The 19,274-nt window shown below is 71.7% G+C and carries 16 protein-coding genes and 1 pseudogene; 9 read left to right on the top strand and 8 right to left on the bottom strand.

Translation table 11 applies throughout. The annotated features are described in order from the left end of the window. Nucleotides 1-8: 8 nt before the first annotated feature. Nucleotides 9-407, bottom strand: a complete 399-nt coding sequence (locus tag ACLJN9_RS00085; protein WP_410808846.1) for a 6-pyruvoyl trahydropterin synthase family protein — start codon at nt 405-407, stop codon at nt 9-11. 2 nt (nt 408-409) lie between these two features. Continuing rightward, nucleotides 410-1,468 (bottom strand): dehydrogenase, encoded by a 1,059-nt coding sequence (locus tag ACLJN9_RS00080; protein WP_410809504.1) that lies wholly within the window; start codon nt 1,466-1,468, stop codon nt 410-412. A 39-nt stretch (nt 1,469-1,507) separates the two neighbouring features. Here ACLJN9_RS00080 and ACLJN9_RS00075 point away from each other — a divergent pair. Both ACLJN9_RS00075 and ACLJN9_RS00070 read left to right on the top strand, forming a co-directional pair. Continuing rightward, nucleotides 1,508-2,167, top strand: a pseudogene (locus ACLJN9_RS00075) (CDP-alcohol phosphatidyltransferase family protein); the annotation flags it as partial. Between the two features lie 119 nt (nt 2,168-2,286). Further along, nucleotides 2,287-4,032 carry a sulfatase-like hydrolase/transferase gene (locus ACLJN9_RS00070; RefSeq protein WP_410808845.1) on the top strand — a complete coding sequence of 582 codons (1,746 nt, stop codon included), beginning with the start codon at nt 2,287-2,289 and terminating at the stop codon, nt 4,030-4,032. Between the two features lie 31 nt (nt 4,033-4,063). Here the strand turns inward: ACLJN9_RS00070 and ACLJN9_RS00065 are convergent, their stop codons facing one another. Beyond that, the gene (locus tag ACLJN9_RS00065) at nt 4,064-5,164 is read right to left on the bottom strand and encodes a threonine aldolase family protein (RefSeq protein ID WP_410808844.1); all 1,101 of its coding nucleotides are present in this window, start codon (nt 5,162-5,164) and stop codon (nt 4,064-4,066) included. Nucleotides 5,165-5,276: 112 nt separating this feature from the next. Here ACLJN9_RS00065 and ACLJN9_RS00060 point away from each other — a divergent pair, with 112 nt between their 5' ends. Continuing rightward, nucleotides 5,277-5,711 (top strand): VOC family protein, encoded by a 435-nt coding sequence (locus ACLJN9_RS00060; RefSeq protein ID WP_410808843.1) that lies wholly within the window; start codon nt 5,277-5,279, stop codon nt 5,709-5,711. 58 nt (nt 5,712-5,769) lie between these two features. Here the strand turns inward: ACLJN9_RS00060 and ACLJN9_RS00055 are convergent, their stop codons facing one another. Further along, entirely contained in the window at nt 5,770-7,542 is a 1,773-nt protein-coding gene (locus ACLJN9_RS00055; RefSeq protein WP_410808842.1) for a nitrous oxide reductase family maturation protein NosD, read from the bottom strand. A gap of 67 nt (nt 7,543-7,609) precedes the next feature. Beyond that, complete coding sequence (locus ACLJN9_RS00050) at nt 7,610-8,197, bottom strand: helix-turn-helix domain-containing protein (protein WP_410808841.1); 588 nt, start codon at nt 8,195-8,197, stop codon at nt 7,610-7,612. Between the two features lie 74 nt (nt 8,198-8,271). Between ACLJN9_RS00050 and ACLJN9_RS00045 the strand changes: the two genes are divergently transcribed. The 5 genes from ACLJN9_RS00045 (at nt 8,272) to ACLJN9_RS00025 (ending at nt 15,175) form a co-directional block, all read left to right on the top strand. Further along, nucleotides 8,272-9,846: an FAD-dependent oxidoreductase gene (locus tag ACLJN9_RS00045; RefSeq protein WP_410808839.1), complete on the top strand. Its 1,575-nt coding sequence runs from the start codon at nt 8,272-8,274 to the stop codon at nt 9,844-9,846. A 223-nt stretch (nt 9,847-10,069) separates the two neighbouring features. Further along, entirely contained in the window at nt 10,070-11,032 is a 963-nt protein-coding gene (locus ACLJN9_RS00040; protein WP_410808837.1) for a carbohydrate ABC transporter permease, read from the top strand. Continuing rightward, entirely contained in the window at nt 11,029-11,874 is an 846-nt protein-coding gene (locus ACLJN9_RS00035) for a carbohydrate ABC transporter permease (RefSeq protein WP_410808835.1), read from the top strand. The genes ACLJN9_RS00040 and ACLJN9_RS00035 overlap by 4 nt, the downstream gene beginning before the upstream one ends. Nucleotides 11,875-11,904: 30 nt before the next feature. Next, the gene (locus tag ACLJN9_RS00030) at nt 11,905-13,311 is read left to right on the top strand and encodes an ABC transporter substrate-binding protein (protein ID WP_410808834.1); all 1,407 of its coding nucleotides are present in this window, start codon (nt 11,905-11,907) and stop codon (nt 13,309-13,311) included. Between the two features lie 220 nt (nt 13,312-13,531). Beyond that, nucleotides 13,532-15,175 carry a hypothetical protein gene (locus ACLJN9_RS00025; protein WP_410808833.1) on the top strand — a complete coding sequence of 548 codons (1,644 nt, stop codon included), beginning with the start codon at nt 13,532-13,534 and terminating at the stop codon, nt 15,173-15,175. A gap of 144 nt (nt 15,176-15,319) precedes the next feature. On the opposite strand, the gene ACLJN9_RS00020 is transcribed toward ACLJN9_RS00025, so the two are convergent. The 3 genes from ACLJN9_RS00020 to ACLJN9_RS00010 are packed head-to-tail and all read right to left on the bottom strand — an operon-like array spanning nt 15,320 to nt 17,977. Further along, nucleotides 15,320-16,093 carry a nucleotidyltransferase domain-containing protein gene (locus ACLJN9_RS00020; protein WP_410808832.1) on the bottom strand — a complete coding sequence of 258 codons (774 nt, stop codon included), beginning with the start codon at nt 16,091-16,093 and terminating at the stop codon, nt 15,320-15,322. A 52-nt stretch (nt 16,094-16,145) separates the two neighbouring features. Next, nucleotides 16,146-17,498 carry a hypothetical protein gene (locus ACLJN9_RS00015; protein ID WP_410808830.1) on the bottom strand — a complete coding sequence of 451 codons (1,353 nt, stop codon included), beginning with the start codon at nt 17,496-17,498 and terminating at the stop codon, nt 16,146-16,148. A 5-nt stretch (nt 17,499-17,503) separates the two neighbouring features. Beyond that, nucleotides 17,504-17,977 carry a hypothetical protein gene (locus ACLJN9_RS00010; protein WP_410808828.1) on the bottom strand — a complete coding sequence of 158 codons (474 nt, stop codon included), beginning with the start codon at nt 17,975-17,977 and terminating at the stop codon, nt 17,504-17,506. A 102-nt stretch (nt 17,978-18,079) separates the two neighbouring features. Between ACLJN9_RS00010 and ACLJN9_RS00005 the strand changes: the two genes are divergently transcribed. Next, complete coding sequence (locus ACLJN9_RS00005; RefSeq protein ID WP_410808826.1) at nt 18,080-18,892, top strand: copper resistance protein CopC; 813 nt, start codon at nt 18,080-18,082, stop codon at nt 18,890-18,892. Nucleotides 18,893-19,274: the final 382 nt, after the last annotated feature.

Below are 19,274 nucleotides of genomic sequence, written 5' to 3'. Positions count from 1 at the left end.
GGCACCGGTCACAGGTGCCGCTCGTAGCTGGCCCAGGCGACGTGTGACTCGTGCAGGGTGACGGTGATGCCGGCCAGCTCCCGGGCCCCGGCGCCCAGCTCGCCGGCGTGCACCCGCTCGGCCAGCCGGTCGGCGACGGTACGGGCCAGAACCTCGGTGGTGGTGTTCACCCCGGCGAAGGCCGCCTCGTCGTCCAGGTTGCGGTAGGTCAGCTCGCCGAGTACGGCCCGCAGCTGCTCGGTTGCCAGGCCGATGTCGACCACGATGCCGTCGGCGTCCAGGTCGGGCCGGCGGAACGTCGCGTCCACCACGAAGGTCGCGCCGTGCAGCCGCTGGGCCGGGCCGAACACGTCGCCGCGGAAACTGTGGGCGATCATCATGTGATCCCGAACGGTCACGCTGAACACGGTCACTCCCCGTCGTAGGTGATGAGGTGGCAGAGCGCGGGCAGGTCGCCCGTGCTCAGTCGGGCGAGCACGTCGGGCAGCTCCGCGAACCGGGACGCGCCGGTGATCAGCGCGTCGAACGCCGGATCGTCGAGCAGGTCCAGGGCGAGCGCCAGCCGGTCGGTGAAGCTGCGCCGACTCCGTCGGGCGGGCGAGACCGCGCCGACCTGGCTGCTGCGGACGGTCAGCCGGCCGGAGTGGAACGCCCCACCCAGCGACACCTGCACCGGGCGGTCGCCGTACCAACTCAACTCGATCACGGTGCCCTCGGGCGCGAGCAGGTCCAGCGAGCGTTGCAGCCCGGCGGCGGTGGCGCTGGCGTGCACGACCAGGTCCCGGTCACCGGAGGCGCCGTCCGGACGGGCGAACTCGACGCCGAGCGCGCCGGCCACCCCCGCCCGACGGGCGTCGGTGTCGACCAGCTCGACGTGCACGCCGGGAAACCGGGCGAGCAGGGCGGCGACGCAGCAGCCGACCATACCTGCGCCGACCACGGTGACCCGGTCACCGACCAGCGGCGCGGCGTCCCACAGCGCGTTCACGGCGGTCTCCACCGTGCCGGCGAGCACCGCCCGCGCGGGCGGCACCCCGTCCGGCACCGGCACCACGGCCGTGGCCGGCACGACGTAGGCGCTCTGGTGCGGGTGCAGGCAGAAGACCGTGCGCCCGAGCAACTCCGGCGGACCCTGCTCGACCACGCCGACACTGAGGTAGCCGTACTTGACCGGGCCCGGAAAGTCGCCCTCCTGGAACGGCGCGCGCATGGCGGCGTACTGGTCGGCGGGGACGCGGCCGGCGAAGACCAGTGTCTCGGTGCCCCGGCTGACCCCGGAGTAGCGCGCCCGTACCAGCACCTCGTCCGGGCCCGGGGCGGGCAGCGACACCGGCCGGATCTCGGCCGCGCCGGGCTCGCGCACCCAGCAGGCGTACGCCTCGGGGATCACTGTCGCGCACCTCACCTTCTGCTCCCGGCCGAACCGAACGGCCACGTCATCCGTGTTCCCTGTCGGGTCGTCGATCATAAACACGGAGGTACGGTGCCCACAGTTCGAAGTGGTCCGATGATCGGGCTGGGCGCGCAACTCGTCGTGCTGGCGGCGCTGGCCGCCACGGTGGGGCTGGGCGGCGCGGGCTGGCTGGCCGGGACCGGCTACGCGGTCGTCACCTGCCTCGCGTTGAGCCGGGGTCTGCACCGGGCCGGCGCGTCCCGGCTGGGTCCCGCCGACCGGGTGACGTTGACCCGGGCCGTCGGAGTCGGGGCGGTCACGGCGCTGGTGGCCGACTCGTTCGGCCGGCCCGCGCCGGTGGGGTTGCTGGTCGCGGTGAGCGCGGTGGCGCTGCTGCTCGATGCTGTGGACGGGCAGGTGGCGCGCCGCACCGGCACGGTCAGCGGTCTCGGCGCGCGCTTCGACATGGAGGTCGACGCGTTCCTCATCCTGGTGCTCAGCGTGTACGTCGCGCCGACCGCCGGCGCGTGGGTGCTGGCCATCGGCGCGATGCGGTACGCCTTCGTCGCGGCGAGCACGGTGCTGCCCTGGCTGAGCGGGTCGCTGCCGCCGCGCTTCTGGCGCAAGGTGGTCGCCGCCGTGCAGGGGGTGCTGCTGGCGGTGGCCGCGGCGCGGGTGCTCCCGGAGCTGTGGACCACGCTGGTGCTGGTGGTGGCGCTGACGCTGCTGGTGGAGTCGTTCGGCCGGGATGTCGCCTGGCTGTGGCGCCGCCGGCCACCGCTGCTGCCGGCCGCCGGGCACTCCCCGGTGATCGGGCCGCCCCTGCTGCCGGTCCACGCGCCCGCGATGGCGGCCCGCTCGGGCGGTACCGTCCATTCCGACTGGAGGCTCTGATGGCTCTTTCCACCCGGGTACGCCGGCTGGCCGGCCGGTTCCGTCCGCGCCGCCGGGCGGGAGAGAAGGAGTCGGCGCGTACCCCCGGGGTGTCGGCCGCGGCCGCACGCGGCCCGGCGCGGCGGGCGGCGGGCGGACTGGGCAGCATGCTGGCGGTGCTGGTGGTGTTCGCCGTTCTGGTCGGTCCGGACCGGCTCGGCCTGCTCACACCCGGCGCCTTCCTGCGCATCCCGCTGGAGGGGCTGCTCGTCGCGGCGCTGCTGCTGGCGCTTCCGGCGCGAGCGCGCCGGGTGGTCGTGGTCGTGGTCGGGCCGCTGCTCGGCCTGCTGGCCGTCGTGAAGCTCGCCGACCTGGGTTTCCGCGCGACCCTCGACCGGCCGTTCGACCTGGTGCTGGACTGGCTGCTGCTGGACGACGCGTTCGGCTTCGTCCGGGATGCGGCCGGTCGGGCCGGTGCGATCGGCGCGGCGATCGGCATCGTGCTGCTGGTCGGCACGCTGCTGCTGGTGCTCACGCTGGCGCTGCGGCGGCTGGCGGCGCTGCTGGCCCGTCACGAGCGGGTGGCGACCCGGGCGGTGGCCACGCTGACCGTGGCCTGGCTGGCCTGCGCCGTCGTCGGGGTGCGGGTCGTCCCGGGCGCGCCGGTGGCCGACGCCGGCAGCACCGCGCTGGTCGGCGCGCACGCCGCGCAGGTGGACGCACGGCTGCGCGATCGGGGGGAGTTCACCGCCGGGATCGCCGCCGACCCGTTCCGCGACGTCCCGGGCGACCAGTTGTTGACCGGGTTGCGCGGCAAGGACGTCATCGTCGCGTTCGTGGAGAGCTACGGGCGCGACGCGGTGGAGGATCCGGAGCTGGCGCCGCAGGTCAACGCCGTGCTGGACGCCGGGACCCAGCGACTACGCGCGGCCGGGTACGGCGCCCGCAGCGGCTTCCTCACCTCACCCACGTTCGGCGGTGGCAGTTGGTTGGCCCACGACACGCTGCTGTCCGGCCTGTGGACGGACAACGAGCAGCGGCACCGCAGCCTGCTGGCCAGTGACCGTCTCACCCTCAACGGTGCGTTCCGCCGGGCCGGCTGGCAGACCGTCGGGGTGCTGCCGGCGGCCACCCAGCCATGGCCGGAGAAAGGCTTCTTCGCCTACGACCGCTACTACGACGCCGAGGCGCTCGGCTATCGGGGGCCGCCGTTCAGCTACGCCCCGATGCCGGACCAGTACACGATGTCGTTCTTCCAGCGGCAGGTCCGCGCCGGCGCCGACCGGCCGGTGATGGCGGAGATCCCGCTGGTTTCCAGCCACTCCCCGTGGACCGCGGTGCCCCGGATGATCGGCTGGGACGAGGTGGGCGACGGCTCGATCTACCACGGTGCCGCCGCCGGCGAGGACAGCGGCGACGCCGACGGGGACACCAGCCGGATCCGGGCCGGATACCGGCAGGCCATCGGGTACTCGTTGGAGACGCTGATCTCCTACGTGCAGACCTATGGGGACGACGATGTGGTGGTGGTGTTCCTCGGCGACCACCAGCCCGCACCGGTGGTGACCGGCGAGGGTGCCAGCCGGGACGTGCCGATCACCATCGTCGCCCGCGACCCGGCGGTGCTCGACCGAGCGGCGGTCTGGGGTTGGCAGGACGGCCTGCGACCGGGTCCGCAGGCACCGGTCTGGCCGATGGACACCTTCCGGGACCGGTTCCTGACCACCTTCGGGCCCTCGACGCCCCCGATCGCCGTCCCCCGCTGACGAGTCCGTCTGCGGTGACGGGTACCTCAGCTCACTGGTCGACGACGCGGCCGAGGAAGCGCTCACCAACCCCGGCGACGTCGTCGGTGGTCCAGTCGAGGGCGGGTGCGGCCACGGTGACCTCGGTCATCGCGATACCCGGCACGGCTGTTTCCTGCCAGCCGGCTACAAACCACACCTTCTCCTCTTCGGCGAGTGCCAACGCGGCGTCGTTCAGCGCCTGCGCCGGATGGGGCAGGTACAGGCGGAATCGATGGGTGTGCGGAGGTTCTGGAAACACCCGCGCGCCGGGAAGTGCGGTGAGTGCGGCAGCGACTGTCCGCGCGTGCCGCACATACTCGGGGATGCGGGCAAGCTCCCTGTCCAGGCCGGCGAGTGCGCTCAGAGCGGCTGGCCACTGCTGGAAAACCTCGCCGCCGCAGCGGTGCCGCCAGATGCGAGCGTAGGACGCGAGCGGGGTGGTGCCCGCGAGGGCCGCCCCACTGATACCGCCGATCGTCTTGTAGAACGAGACGTAGGTGCTGTCGGCGAGGTCGACGATCTCGCTGAGGGTGTGCGCCAGGTGCGCGGTGGATTCCCAGATCCGGGCGCCGTCGAAATGGACGCGCGCACCGATCGCGCGCGCCGCGGCGGATGCGGCGACGAGTTCGTCCCAGTCGGGAAGTACGAAGCCGGCGTCGCGCAGCGGGAGCTCGATGACAACGGTGCTCACCGGCTCGGCGATCGCGGTGATCTCCTCGGCGGTGGGGTTACGGGGCGCGGTTGTCGGCCAGGTGCTGCGCAGGCCGCTGACGTTGGCGTAGGCCTGCCGTTCATAGGCCTCCAGGTGACCGAGCGGGTGCAGGGCGACCGTCGGGTGACCGGTGCGGTCGGCGCCATAGCGCAGCGCTACCTGCTGGGCCATCGTGCCGGTGGGGAAGAAGACGGCGGCCTCGGTTCCCAGCAGGTCTGCCACACGCTTCTCCAGCGTGGCCACCGGACCGTCGCCGTAGAAGTCGGGTTGGCCATCCAGGTCCCCGCCTGCTCCCAGGTCCGCGAGCCGCTCCCTCATGGTCGTGGGCCTGCTACCGGAGAGGATCTGGTCACAGGCGCGCAGCGCGGCCAGCCGACGCTGCCTCGTGTTGTCGGACATCGGCGGATCCTTACAGGTCACGGCGTCGGTGGCGAATCAGTTTCCGGCGGTGCGTGATCGGCATCCCCCTTCCTGCCCACCCGTCGGAGCGCCATGCCTCTAAGGTGGACCGATGGCGTCGGTCAAGCAGGTCCAGATCACGTTCGACTGCGCGGAGCCCGAGCGGGTGGCTCGCTTCTGGTGCGAGGTGCTGGGATACGTCGTCCCCCCGCCACCGGAGGGGTTCGCCTCCTGGGGCGATGTCGATCGCGCGCTGCCGCCGGAGCGTCAGGGTTCGGCGTTCGCCTGCGGTGATCCCTCGGGTGTGGGTCCGCGACTGTTCTTCCAGCGCGTTCCCGAGGGCAAGGTCGTCAAGAATCGGCTGCACCTCGACGTGCGGGTCGGCACCGGGCTCGTGGGTGAGGAGCGTCTGGCCGCACTCGAGGCCGAATGTGCGCGACTGGTCGCGCTCGGTGCGACACGCGTGCGGCTGCTGCGTGCCGATGAGCACAACGAGTCGTGCCTCGTGATGCAGGACGTCGAGGGCAACGAGTTCTGTCTCGACTGACTGACCGCGAACGGGGCGCCTTCGCCGCTGGGGCACCCCGACCGCCGACATGCGCTGGTCAGACGAGGGTCGGGCGCGTACGTGTGGTCCAGCGGAGCAGGACGCCGACGGCGATCAGGGCGGCGCTGGTGAACGCGAGCGTGAGCGGGATGGCCGGATGCGAGCCGGTGACGGGCAGGATCTTCGCCACGGCGAGTGCGGTGTTCGAGGGATCTCCCGGGGGGATGCTGGCTGAGCTGGTGTAGTCGGGTCCGGTGAGGGTGTCGGTGAAGGTGTAGCAGCCGGCCTTGGACACGTGCGTGGTGGGCACGGTGTACGAGCCGTCGCCGGTGACCGGTACCGTCCCGCTGGACAGCACGGGCGCTGCGCCGAAGTCGACGTCGGCACATGACCCGTGGATGGGCGGCACCGGGCCGAGCAGCCGCCAGGTCAGCGTGCCCGGCTTGCCGCCGGTGCCGGTCACCGTGACGGTCTGGGAGAGCTTGCCGCCCACCGTCACGCTGGTCGCGCTGATCACGCCGGTGATGGACGGGTTGGCTGGCCTCGTGCACAGGCCCGCCGGGAACGACGTGACACCTGTGTTGTTGGTCCAGTTGTTGGCCGTACCGGCGGTGCCGCCGCCGGTCGTCTCGTCCCGGCAGTCGGTGCTCACGCTGGTGAGTGCGGTGTTGCCGGTGACCGTGAACTGGGAGCCACCCTGCAGCCAGATGCCGTTGCCGCCGGCGGCCGGCCCGGGAACGGTGTCGCCGACCCCGGCGTCGCTGATCCGGTTGCCGCTGATCGTCACATCGGTGGCCACGGGGCCGGCGTTGGTGCTGGCCGGGACCCGGATGCCGTTCAGGCGTCGGGTGATGGTGTTGCCGGTGATGCGCACCGCGGATGACGGGTTGCCGGAGTAGGAGATGTTGTTGAGGTTGATGCCGGACGCGGCGCCGCCGTCGATGGTGTTGTCGGCGACGGTGACGTCGTTGTTGCCGCCACTGAGGTAGAGGGCAGACCCGGCTGCGGTGTCGTTGGGGTTGGTCCAGCGGATGGTGTTTCCGGTGATCCGGACGTGTTGGGCGAGGAACAGCGCGACGAAGTTGACGTCGTCGACGCTGGTGTTTCCGGTGATCGTGAGGTTCTGGGACCGGGTCGTGCCGTCACCGGCGCCGGTGGTGTTGATGGCCGGTGAGTTGCCGGCGAAGGCGTTGTCGCTGATCGTCACGTTGTTGGCCGGGCCGTTGGTGAAGAAGATTCCGTTGCCCGAGCTGGAGCCGGCGGCGGTGTTGTTGGTAATCCGGTTGCGGCTGATCAGGGTCGGAACGGCGCCGGTGGCCTTGAAGTTGATGCCGGTCGTGTTGCCGGTGATGATGTTGTTGATCCAGGTGTAGCCGGCTCCCGGGTTGTCGATGGCGACGATCCCGTCGTCGTCGCCGGATGACGGTGTGCCTCGCAGCGTGAATCCGTCGATGACGCCGGTCGTCGCCGTGCCGGAGTAGCGGAACTCTCCACTGGGAGAGGAGACGATCGTCTCCTCGGCCGGGTTGGTGCGCCCGGTGCGGGCGTCGACCCCGAACTGGGCACCCAGCAGGGTCAGGTTCTTGGTGATCTGCACGTTCTCGGCGTACAGGCCGGCGCAGACGTAGATGACCGAGTCTGCCGGGGCGGCGGCCACGGCGGCGGTGATCGTCGCGAAGGCTGGTGCCGGGCAGGCGGCGCCGCTCACACCGACCACGATCGCGCCGGGCGGTGGCGGCACGACCGCCGCCGAGGCGGCAGAGGCGGGCAGGCCGGCCGCTGCCGCGGCCCCGAGCAGCGCGAAGACACCCACACCACGAGCTGAACGCACAAATAGCATGAAAGGGAGATTAATCCCTAAACCACGCCGTACGTCATCTTTGGTCTTTTTACTGCCCTCATGCCGGGTCGGCGGGGCGGGCGCGGACGTGCAACCGCTCCCCCTGCGGCCCGAAGAGGGTGAGCGCCTCGGCGGTGCCGGGGCCGGGGTTGAGCAGCCGGTGCGGGACACGGGTGTCGAACTCGGCAACCTCCCCCGGGGTCAGCATCAGGTCGTGCTCACCGAGCAGCAGGCGCAGCCGACCGGAGAGCACATAGATCCACTCGTACCCCTCGTGGGTCTGCTGGGTCAGCTCACCCGTGGGCGTGTCCCGCGGGAGGATCTGCTTGAACGCCTGCAGACCACCCGGACGGCGGGTCAGCGGCAGGAAGGTGACGCCGTGCCGGACGATCGGCTTGGGGTGCACCCGCGGGTCGCCGGTGGCCGGCGCGTCCACCAGTTCGTCCAACGGCACCCGGTAGGCCCGGGCCAGCGGGAGCAGCAGCTCCAGGGTGGGCCGGCGGCTGCCGGATTCCAGCCGGGACAGTGTGCTCACCGAGATGCCGGTCAGGTGGGCGAGCTGGGTCAGCGTCGTTCCGCGCTGGTGGCGCAGGGCGCGCAACCGAGGCCCGACGGCGGCCAGCGCCGCACTGTCGTCGTTTGCCATAACGGCAAGGATAGTTGCCACCCTGCCGGTGGCGACGGATGGTGGGCGCAGACGACAAGCCGAGGAGAACACCGATGGACGAGACATATGACGTGGTGGTGGTCGGCGGTGGCGCAGCCGGGCTCAGCGGAGCACTGGCACTGAGCCGCGCCCGGCGGTCGGTCCTCGTGATCGACTCGGGCGAGCCGCGTAACGCGCCTGCCGAGCACGTGCACAACTACCTGGCGCGAGAGGGGACGCCGCCGGCCGAGCTGGTCGCGGCCGGTCGCGCGGAGGTTGCCGGGTACGGCGGGCAGTTCCTGGCCGGACGGGTGGAAACGGTGGTCCGCGACGACGGCAGGTTCCGTCTCAGCCTCGACGACGGGCAGTCGGTGCGAACCCGGCGACTGCTGGTGGCCACCGGACTGACCGACGAGCTGCCCGACGTGCCCGGGCTGGCACAGCGGTGGGGTCACGACGTACTGCACTGCCCGTACTGCCACGGCTGGGAGGTCCGGGACCGGCGGATCGGCGTGCTGGCCACCGGCCCGCTGGCCGTGCACCAGGCCGAGATGTGGCGGCAGTGGAGCTCGGACGTGCTGTTGCTGCTGCACGACGCCCCGGCCCCCGACGAGGAGGCCGCCGAGCGCCTCGCCGCCCGAGGTGTCGCCGTGGTGCCCGGTCCGGTCGACGGACTGGAGGTGACCGGGGACGTGCTGACCGGCGTCCGGCTCGCCTCCGGCAGGGTGGTGGCGGTGGACGCGGTGGTGGTCGCGACCCGGACGGCGCCGCGCGTCGGGCTGGTGGTGGGCCTGGGCCTGGCTCCGGAGGAGGTGACGGTGGGCGGGCACATGATCGGCAGCCAGATCCCGGCCGACGCCACCGGGGCGACGACCGTGCCGGGCGTCTGGGTGGCCGGCAACGTCGCCGACGTACGCGGCCAGGTCATCGCCGCCGCGGCGGCCGGCCTGACGGCCGGGGTGGCGATCAACGCCGACCTGATCGCCGAGGACACCCGCGACGCGGTGACCGCGTACCGGCAGCTGCGGGCCACGGCGTTCGAGGAGCCGGCGTGGGAGGAGCGTTACCGCTCCCGGCCGGCGGTGTGGAGCGGTCGGCCCAACCCGCAGCTGGTCACCGAGGCGAGCGACCTGACCCCGGGACGGGCGCTCGACGTGGGCAGCGGCGAGGGCGCCGACGCCGCGTGGCTGGCCGAACGCGGCTGGCGGGTGACGGCGGTGGACATCTCCAGCACCGCCCTGGGCCGGGCCGCCAGGCACGCCGACGCGGTGGGCGTCGGCGACCGCGTCGAGTGGACGCACGCCGACCTTCGCGAGAAGCCACCTGCCGAGGAGGCGTACGACCTGGTGTCCGCGCAGTTCATGCACCTGCCACCGCCGCAGCGGCGGGAGCTGTTCGCGCGGCTGGCCGCCGCGGTGGCGCCCGGCGGCACCCTGTTGGTCGTCGGACACCACCCGTCGGACCTGTGGACGTTGGCACGCCGGCTGCACCTGCCGGACATGATGTACACCGCCGAGGACGTGGCCGGCGAGCTGGATCCGGCGCGGTGGGAGATCCTCACCGCCGAGGCCCGCCCCCGTGCCGCCACCGACCCGGAGGGTCGGGAGATCACCGTGCACGACGCGGTGCTGCTCGCCCGGCGGCGCTGAGCACGGCTGCCGGTGGCGTTCGCCCCGCCACCGGCACGCCGCCATTGACACACACAGTTACCAACACTCTGTGATGCCGAGCCCTGAGCTGCACTCCCGTCGATGAAGCACTCCGCAGTGTTAACGCTGCGTAGTGCAATGTCATTGCCGTGACAGCCGCCGGCCACCTGACCGATCACCGGACCACCCCGGCCGGACGTCCAGGCTGTGCAGGCTGCCCGACGTGACAGCTCCGACACTGCTCGCGGCCACACCTGCCGCCGGGCGTACCGACCGGCCGCCCGGCCGGACCCGCCGGGGGGCCGCCCCGGCACGGACCAGGGAGACGGCGCTCGCCCTGCTCTTCGTCCTGCCCGGCCTGGCCGGCCTGGGCGTCTTTGTGATCTTCCCGCTGTTCCAGGCGGTGTACCTGGCGACCCGGGGCAACGACATCCTCGGCAACCCGACCCGATCGGTGGGGCTGGCGCACTTCCAGGAGCTGCTCACGCCGGCGTTCGGCACTGTGCTCTGGCAGACGCTGGTCTTCACCGTGCTGGTCGTGGTGCCCGGCGTGCTGCTGCCACTCGCGCTCGCCGCGCCGATGACCCAGCGGCTGCCCGGCATGCGGGTCTTCCGGACCGCCTTCGCCCTGCCGTTCGCGTACTCGGTGTCGGCGGCCAGCGTGGTCTGGCTGATCATGCTGAACCCCGGGGTCTCGCCGGTGAACTGGGCGTTGGGTCTTCTCGGCGTTCCCGCGCCCAACTGGGTCACCGAGCCGGGCTGGGCGATGGCCACGGTCGCCCTGGTGACCGTGTGGACGGTTTCCGGGTTCAACCTCCTCGTGCTCGCCGCCGGTCTGGCCGGCGTCGACGAGGACGTGGTGGAAGCGGCCCGGATGGACGGCGCCACCGGCCCTCGGCAGTTCGTCAGCATCGTGCTGCCGATGATCTCGCCGAGTCTCTTCTTCGCCGTGGTCACCACCACCCTCGCTGCGCTCCAGGCGCTCGGCCAGGTGCAGATCATGACCGACGGTGGGCCGAACGGGCACACCCGGACGCTCGTCTATTCGATCTTCGACAACGCGTTCCACAACAACAACAGCAACTTCGGGCTGGCCAGCGCCCAGGGCCTGGTGCTGCTGCTGGTCGGCGTGCTGATCGCCGTGGTGCAGTTCGGCGTCCTGGAGAGGCGGGTGCACTACCGGTGAGCAGGCGCGTGAACCAACCCGGTCCGGTACCGACGGTCCTGACCTACCTCTGGCTGGGCGTCGCCGCGGTGGCGTTGCTCTTTCCGGTGCTGCTCACCGTTATCGGTGGCTTCCTGCCGTCGAGCGCGCTGCTGCACCAGCCACCGCAGCTCTTCGGCGGGCACTGGACGCTGGACAGCTACCGGGCCGCCTGGCGGCAGCCGGTGGTGCCGCTGGCCCCGGCCTTCGTGAACTCGCTCTTCGTCGGGCTGAGCGTGATGCTCGGGCACCTGATCACCTCGTGCCTGGCCGCGTACGCCCTGGTCTTCCTGCGCAGCCCGCTACGCCGGCCGATCTTCTGGCTGTTCCTCGCCACGATCATGGTGCCGTACGAGTCGATCGTGGTGCCGAACGCCCTGTTCATCCGGTCGCTGGGCATCAACGACAACCGGCTCAGCCTGATCCTGCCGTTCCTGGCCAGCGGGTTCGGTGTGTTCATGCTGCGTCAGGCGTTCGCCCAGTTCCCCGGGGAGCTGCGCGAGGCCGCCGTCCTCGACGGCTGCGGCCACCTGCGGTTCCTCTTCACCATCCTTCTGCCGGCGACCCGGCCGGCGCTCATCGGCATCGCCGTCTGGTCATTCCTGCAGGGCTGGAACATGTACTTCTGGCCCTTGATCATCTCGTCCAGCAACAACTCCCTCAACACCCTGCAGACCGCGGTCTTCGCCCTCAAGGGCAACGAGGGCGACAGCCCCGCCGTCCTGCTGGCAGGCATCACGATCACGCTGGTGCCGACGCTGCTGCTGGTCGTCTTCGGCCAGCGCTGGCTCGTCCGGGGCTTCACGGCCGGCGCGGTCAAGTAAACCCTTCCACCTCAGTCCTAGGAGAAAACAGTGCGTACCACTCTGCGCCGGATGGCGGTCGGGCTCTCGCTCGCCGCTCTCACGGCCACCGCCGCGGCCTGCGGTTCGGCCACGGCGAACACCAGCGACGCCAGCAGCGGCACGGACGCCCCGGCGGCCAGTGCGTTGGACGGCAAGGGTGAGGTGTCGATCGACTTCTGGCACGCGATGAGCGGCAAGAACGGCGAGGCGCTCAAGCAGCTCACCGACCAGTTCAACGCCAAGAACAAGGGCCGCGTCAAGGTCAACCTCCAGTTCAAGAACACCTACGACGACACCCTGTCGGCGTACAAGGCCGCGCTGAACAGCGGGCAGGCGCCGGACGTGGTGCAGGTGTACGACATCGGCACCCGCTTCATGATCGACTCGAAGTCGACAGTGCCGATCCAGTCCTTCGTGGATGCCGACAAGACCAACACCTCGGACATCCAGCCGAACATCGCCGGGTACTACTCGGTCGACAACAAGCTCAACTCGATGCCGTTCAACACCTCGATGCCGCTGCTATACCTGAACAGGACGGCGTTCACCAAGGCTGGCCTGGACCCGGCGAACCCGCCGAAGACGCTCGACGAGATCACCGAGGTGGCCCGCAAGCTGACCGTCAAGGACGCCAACGGCCGGGTCACCCAGTACGGCTTCGGCGCCGCGCTCTACGGCTGGTTCCTCGAGCAGTGGACCGCCGCCGGCAACCAGGAGTACTGCGACCAGGGCAACGGCCGTGACGGCCGGGGCACCACGGTCAACCTGGCCACCGACGACCACGTCAAGCTCCTCACCTGGTGGAAGAAGATGGTCGACGAGGGCCTGGCGCCCAAGCTGGACAGCAAGACCGAAACGGCGGACAACGCGTTCACCGCCGGCACGGTGGCGATGACGCTGGAGTCGACCGGCTCGCTGAGCGGCTTCCTCAAGAGCACCCAGGGCAAGTTCGACATCTCCACCGGCAACTACCCGAAGATCAACGCTACCGACGCGGGTGGGCCGATCATCGGCGGCGCCTCGCTCTGGGTGGTCGGCAAGGGCAAGGATGACGCGCACAAGCGTGCCGCCTGGGAGTTCGTGAAGTTCCTGTCCGACAAGGACTCGCAGGCGACCTGGCACACCTCGACCGGCTACTTCCCGATCAGCAAGGGCGCGCTGGACACCGACGTCGACAAGCAGTGGGTGGCCCAGCGGCCGCAGTTCCAGACCGCGATCACCCAGCTGCAGAACACTCCGCTGAGCAAGGCGACCCAGGGCTGCCTGCTCGGCGCGATGCCCCAGGCCCGCAAGGCCGCGGAGCAGGCCATGCAGGCTGCCGTGCTCAGTGGCACCGACCCGCGCGCCGCGCTGGAGCAGCAGCAGCAGGCCCTCGCCGCCCCGATCAAGGACTACAACCAGTCCGTGGCGGGCTGACGCCGCCCACTGCCAGGTCGATCATGGAGTTGTGCTGGACGACAACGACCGCAGATAGGGGTCTTTCGGACACCACAACTCCATGATCGACGCGGCGGACGGGCGGTGGTGGGGCGGGCCTTTCCGGGGCACTGGCTCGGCGGTAGCGTTGCGCCACACTCACGGCCCGTCCGGCGGTCGACCGCCGGCCCTGGCGCCCCGACCGTACGGAGGATGGCGCATGTCCATCGGCGCTGAGCCGCTCGCAGCACGCGACGACGCGGCCTCGCGGCCGAGCTTCGAGCTCGCCCTGCGCGGCTACGACAAACGCCAGGTCGACAAGCACCTGGAACAGCTCGACGGTCAGGTGGCGATGCTCAGCGGAGAGCACGGGCGCTCCGCCGTCCGGGTCCGTGAGCTGAACGCCGAGGTGCAACGACTGCGCGCCGAGCTGGCCGAACTGCACGAGCAGCCGGTGCAGGTGGACCGCGCGTCGTTCCAGGATCTGGGCCCGATGGTCGGCGAGATCCTGGCACTCGCCGAGAAGCAGGCCGCCCTGATCACCGATTCGGCCGCCGATCGGGCGAACGAGTTGCGCACCGAGGCGGAGCGGATCCTCGTCGACACGCGCGAGCGGGCCGCGCAGGCGCGCCAGGACCTGGCCGAGGAGCTGGCGGCCCGACGCGCCGAGCACGAGCAGGCGCAGGAGGAGCGGCGCAGCGTGGTCGAGGCCGAACTGACCGCGATCAGGGAGCACGCGGAGCAGGTGCGGGCCGACGGTGAGGCCGCGCACGAGCGCGCACAGCACGAGGCCAAGCGGATCACCGAGCAGAGCGCGCAGCAGCTCAACCAGACCCGGGTCGCCGCCGACGCGTTGATGAAGTCGGCGCGTACCCAGATCCAGCAGGAGCTCCAGGCGGCCCGGTCCAAGGGCCAACAGGAGATGGCCCAGTGGCAGGCCGGGGTCGAGCGCGACGTCAACGACCGGCGGACCGCCACCGAGCAGGAGATCGCCGAGCACCAGGCGGTGGCCCAGCGGGAGCTGGCCGAGCAGCGCAGCACGACCGAGCAGCAGATCGCCGCGCTGCTGGCCGAGGCACAGCAGCACGTGACCGAGCTGCGCAACCGTTCCGACGAGCAGGCCGCCGCCCACCAGGAGCAGCTCGCCACCGTGCAGCAGGAGCTTGCGGAGCGCCGGCAGGAGTCGGCCCAGCTGCACGCCGAGCTGGAGAGCGCCCGGCAGCAGCTCGCCGAGGTCCGCGAGGAGGGCGAGACCCTGGAGAACGAGCTGGGCCGCGTCCAGCAACGGCTCAGTGAGGTACGCCGAGATCTGACCGCCGAGAACACCCGGCTGGACGAGGCGCGACGGGCCGGGGATTCCGCCGAGCGGCACGCCAAGGACGTCCGCGCCCGCGTTCAGCGGGAGGCCAAGCGGGTGGCCGACCTGGCCTCCGCCGCGGTGATGGCCGCCGCCGCGGGCGGTTCGGAGACCGCCGAGTACCCGATGGTGGGCTCCCGGTCCGGTGCCGAAAGGCCCGATGGTGAGCGATCCGCCGCCCACCGACTCGACAGCGACCGGTTCGGTGGCGACCGGCCCGCCGACGTCCGGCCCGACGACCAGCCCGTCGGCGAGCGGCCCGTCGGCGAGCGGCCCGCTACCGAGCGAGCCGCTGGCGAGCCGCTCGGCAACGACCGACCCGACGGTGAGCGGGTCGACGGCTCGGATGAGCAGGCTGGTACCACCGACCGCGCGACCGCACCGGACGTGCCCACCAGCGACGCCCGGCCGACCTTCGGGCGACCCGGCCGCACCGACGACCCCACGCCCGTGCCGTTCCTGGCATTCGGAGCGCCGGTCAGCGAGAACGGCGCCGCCCGGACCTGACCTCGGTGACCGTTGGGCCGGGGCGGAGTGTCAGCCGGGACCGGTCGACGTGTGGGCGGTTCTGCCCGGACCGGGTCGACGGTCCCATCGGAGCTGGCTGGCCGTCGAGACCTGGCGGCGGCCGATCAGGCTCCGCTCGGTCCGCTAGGACGTGCCAGCGATCTCCGCGCGGACCCGGTGCTGGAAGGCGCGCGCCTGTGCGCCGGTGGGCGGCGGCCCGCCGCGCCGCGCGGCGACCGCCCGACCGATCACCTCGGCCGGGTTGCCGGCGTCGATCAGCCGCTGCCCGGCCGCCACCTTCGCCAGCCAGACGCCGTCGCGGTGGCGCACCAGGGCCCGGCAGGCGCCGAGTACGGCGTCCTCCGCGCCGGGCGCGGGCTGGTCGTCCGGCGGCGTCGGCAGGGCCAGCCACCACGACAGCGCCTCGATCAGCAGGCGGCGCAGGTCGGCCGGGGCCAGGTCGGCGAAGACCTTCTCCGCCGGTGGCCCGAGCAGCGGCAGTCCGCTCTGGTGCAGGATGCTGCGATCCAGCCCGTACCAGAAGCGACCGTCGGTCGCGGGTCGGTCCACCGGGTCCAGGGTGCACCGGAAGGTCATCCCGGGCCCGGTGTTCAGCTCGAGCTCGAAGCCTGGCTCCGGGGCACCGGCGGCGGCCACCGCCCGTTGGTAGGCGACCAGTTCCAGCCCGCGCGCCGGGCAGGGCAGGGCTTCGTGGCGCAGCCGGGCCACCAGCGCACGCTTGTCGGCGTCGGTCAGTGGTCCGGCGCAGACCAACGCCACGTCCACATCGCTGCGACCGGGCTGGTACGCGCCGAGCCCCACCGAGCCGGCCGCGTACGCGCCCACCAGGTCGTCGCCGAGAACGGCGCGGGCGGCGTCGACCAGCTCGTCGAGGTAGCGCCGAAGATCCGTCTCCACGCCCTCATCCTCGCCCGTGACCCGCGCCGCCCCGATCCCGGGCCCGCCTGCCCTACCCGGCGTAGAGCAGCAGCAGGCCGGCGACGGTGTAGGCGACCATCAGCGCCAGCAGCGGAAGCTGACCGGCCACCGCTCGGGCACGGGGGAACAGGTACAGGGCGCGGTCGTGCGCGAGCAGCGTGCCGAGCAGGTGCCCGAGGATGATGACGGTGAGCTGGAGGCTGGCCACCCCGGAAGGGGTGACCAGGCCGGTGTGCGGCTGCCAATCGGCGGTGCCGAACCAGTTGGCACCGGTGTCGAGGGGGTCGGAGAGCAGCGCGATGGTGCGCTGTCCCTCCAGGATCAGCAGCGAGTAGTAGTGCGCCACCAGGTACCCCGCCGCGATCGGCACGATCGAGTGGGCGAGTTCCCCGGGCGCGGCGCTGGCACGGCCGATCCGGGGCGCGGCGCTGGCACGGCCGATCCGTGCCGCGGATCCGGTGGCGGCGAGGTACGCCGCGGCGACGGTGGCGATGACCAGGATCAGCCCGACGCTGCCGGTGACCGCCGGCGGCAGACCGTTCTGCTGGCTGAAGCGCAGCCAGGCCGGCGCGTTCGAGAGGCTGTCGAACATGGTCGAGCCGAGCAGCACGACCACCACGGCGACCAGCCCGGGTCGGGGCCGCAGCCCAGCGATGCCGTCGAGCGGGTTGCGCCACACCAGTACGCCGTCCGCGGCCCGGCCGATCGGGGCGAGGTGACCGACCAGCCCGCTGTACGTCTCGAACGGGTCGGCCCGGTCGAACCAGCCCGCGCCGAACAGCGCCGCCCCGGCCAGCATGACCACCGCGTAGCCGGCGAGCCAGGCGGTGATGACCGGCAGCGTGGCCCGGTTCGGTGCGACCAGCTCCAGCCAGACGAACCCGAAGAGGGTGACGGCCGCCGGCCAGATCCCCAGGCCGGCCGGCAGCTCGCGGACGCCGCGCTCCGGGTCCCGCCGGATCGCCAGCGCGGCGAGCGCATGCACGGTGCGTAGCGGGTTGACCGTTCGCCAGACCGGGCCGAGCAGCAGCGACACGGGCACCAGCCCCACCCAGAGCAGCACGTAGAGCGCGCCGGCCGTCGGGTTGTCGGCAGTGTCCGGCCCGGCCAGCAGACCCAGACAAAACCAGCCCGCGGCAAGCAGGCCGATTCCACGAAGCCCCCAGCGGAAGGCGGGCGCGTCGACGAGCAGGGCCAGGCGTCGCGGCACCGGCCGGCCGCCGGACGCGTCCCGGTCGAGCCGGGGCTCGCGCCAGAGCAGGCCCAGCGCGAGGAACGTCACGACCAGGGTCAGGGCCGCGGCGACGACGAGCTGCGGCAACGTGATGGGCAGGTCCTGGCGCCCACCGACGCCGTGGGCAAGCACCACGGGGGCGCCGGTCATGCTGCTCAGCGGACGACGAGCTGGAACAGCACCAGCTCGCTCTCGTGCGTCTCCACCTCGAACAGCCCGGTCTTCTCGGCGCGGAACTCCACCGAGGCGGGCATGCCGGCGGGCAGTCGGGCTCCCAGGTCGTAGCCGTGCACGTGCAGCTCGTCGGGGACGTCAGAGGTGACGGTGATCCGTACCAGCTCGCCCTTACCGACGGTGATCCGAGCGGTCGGCGGACTGACCCGCCGCTTCGCGATCGTCACGGTGATCTGCCGGTCCACCGTCGGCGTGCTGGCTGTCGCGCTGGGCGTGGGGCTGTCGGAAGGGGCCGGCGCGGCGGTGGTCGTCGACGGTGCTGCGGCTGTCGGCGACGGCGACGGGTCGGCTACGGACGGGTCGTCGCTCTGGCCGCACCCCGTGGCGAGCAGGGCGGCGAGGACACAGGTGGCGACGACGGCGGGAACGCGGGAACCGGGGGCACGGACGAACACGGGCGGACTCCGAACGACGCGAGGGGACGAGTGTCGAGTTGATCGTCGGGGAGGAGAACTCTACGTCTTGTTCGATGGCGAGGAAATGACCATGATGAACGGATGCGATCGAGGCTGGTCACTGTCCGTCACGCCCTGAGCCGAATCGTGGCGGCGCTGGCCGCGACGCTGGCGGCGTCCCTGCTGCTGCCCGCCGCTCCGGCGTCCGCGCACGGCCAGTTGGCGACCTCGACCCCGCTGACCGGCACCGTGGTCCGCGAGCCGTTGGCACAGGTCGCGTTGTACTTCACCGAGAAGCCGGCCTCCAACGCCCACTTCACCCTTACCGGGCCGGCCGGGTCCCGTGTGGACAACGGCTGGTCGCACGGCGAGCCGAAGCGGTTGGACAAGCCGGTCCAGGAGTACTTCATGGTCAACGGGGTCTTCGAGCCCCGGCTCTACCACACCGGCTTTCCTGCCGTGGTGTCCGTGGCGCACTGGCCGGCAAAGGGGCGCTACACGGCCAGCTACCTCTCCGTCGCCTCGGACGGTGAGGCGGTGCGGGGCAGCGTCACGTTCGACTACCAGGGTGCCAGCACGGCGGCGCCGGCTGGTTGGACGGCGCCCACCGACGGGCCCGCGTCCACGCTGCTCGCCCTGATCGAGGGCACCCCGTCGGCGAGTCCCGGCGCGGCCGGAGCGACCGGCAGCCCGGCGAGCGAGCCCGCAAACGCCGGCAGGGCAGGGCAGGGCGGCGGGCTGCCGCCCTGGCTGGTGCCGGCCCTGATCGTCGCGGTCGTCGCCCTCGTGGTGCTGGTGGCGGCCCGCCGTCGACCCCCGGCACGCGGCACCACCACCCCACCTCGCAGACCCGGCACCGGAACCCGCAAGCCCGGCAATCGGGCCGGTGGTTCGGAGCGGCGCGGACGGCGGTAGTCGAGCGCCACGACACCGGACATTTCCCGCGTACCACCGCGAACTTTCGTACGCACATCTGAAACTTTTGATGTATCGATGCAAAGGCATGGACAGCCCGATCGAAACAATTTAATGTCTCGACCCATCAACCCGATGTTTCCACAGCGTCACTCGTCGGCGTCGAGGACGTTTCGAAACCCGGGCCGGCGGCCATCGCCTCCACCCATGATCCACGCCGGCCGTCGGACACTCCTACCTCTCCCTGGAGGAACGATGGGCACACGGCTGCTACGCCGATTGCGCGGTCCTGTCCTGGTAACACTCGCTCTGAGTCTGGCTGCTACCGGTCTGGGTGCTGGTTCGGCTGGTGCTGCTCCGGCGCAGGAGCCGGGCGTGACCC

Source organism: Micromonospora sp. 067-2 (assembly GCF_046549295.1).
Classification (GTDB): domain Bacteria; phylum Actinomycetota; class Actinomycetes; order Mycobacteriales; family Micromonosporaceae; genus Micromonospora.
Note: the sequence above shows the minus strand (reverse complement) of the source record. Positions and strands in the feature narration are given on the sequence as shown.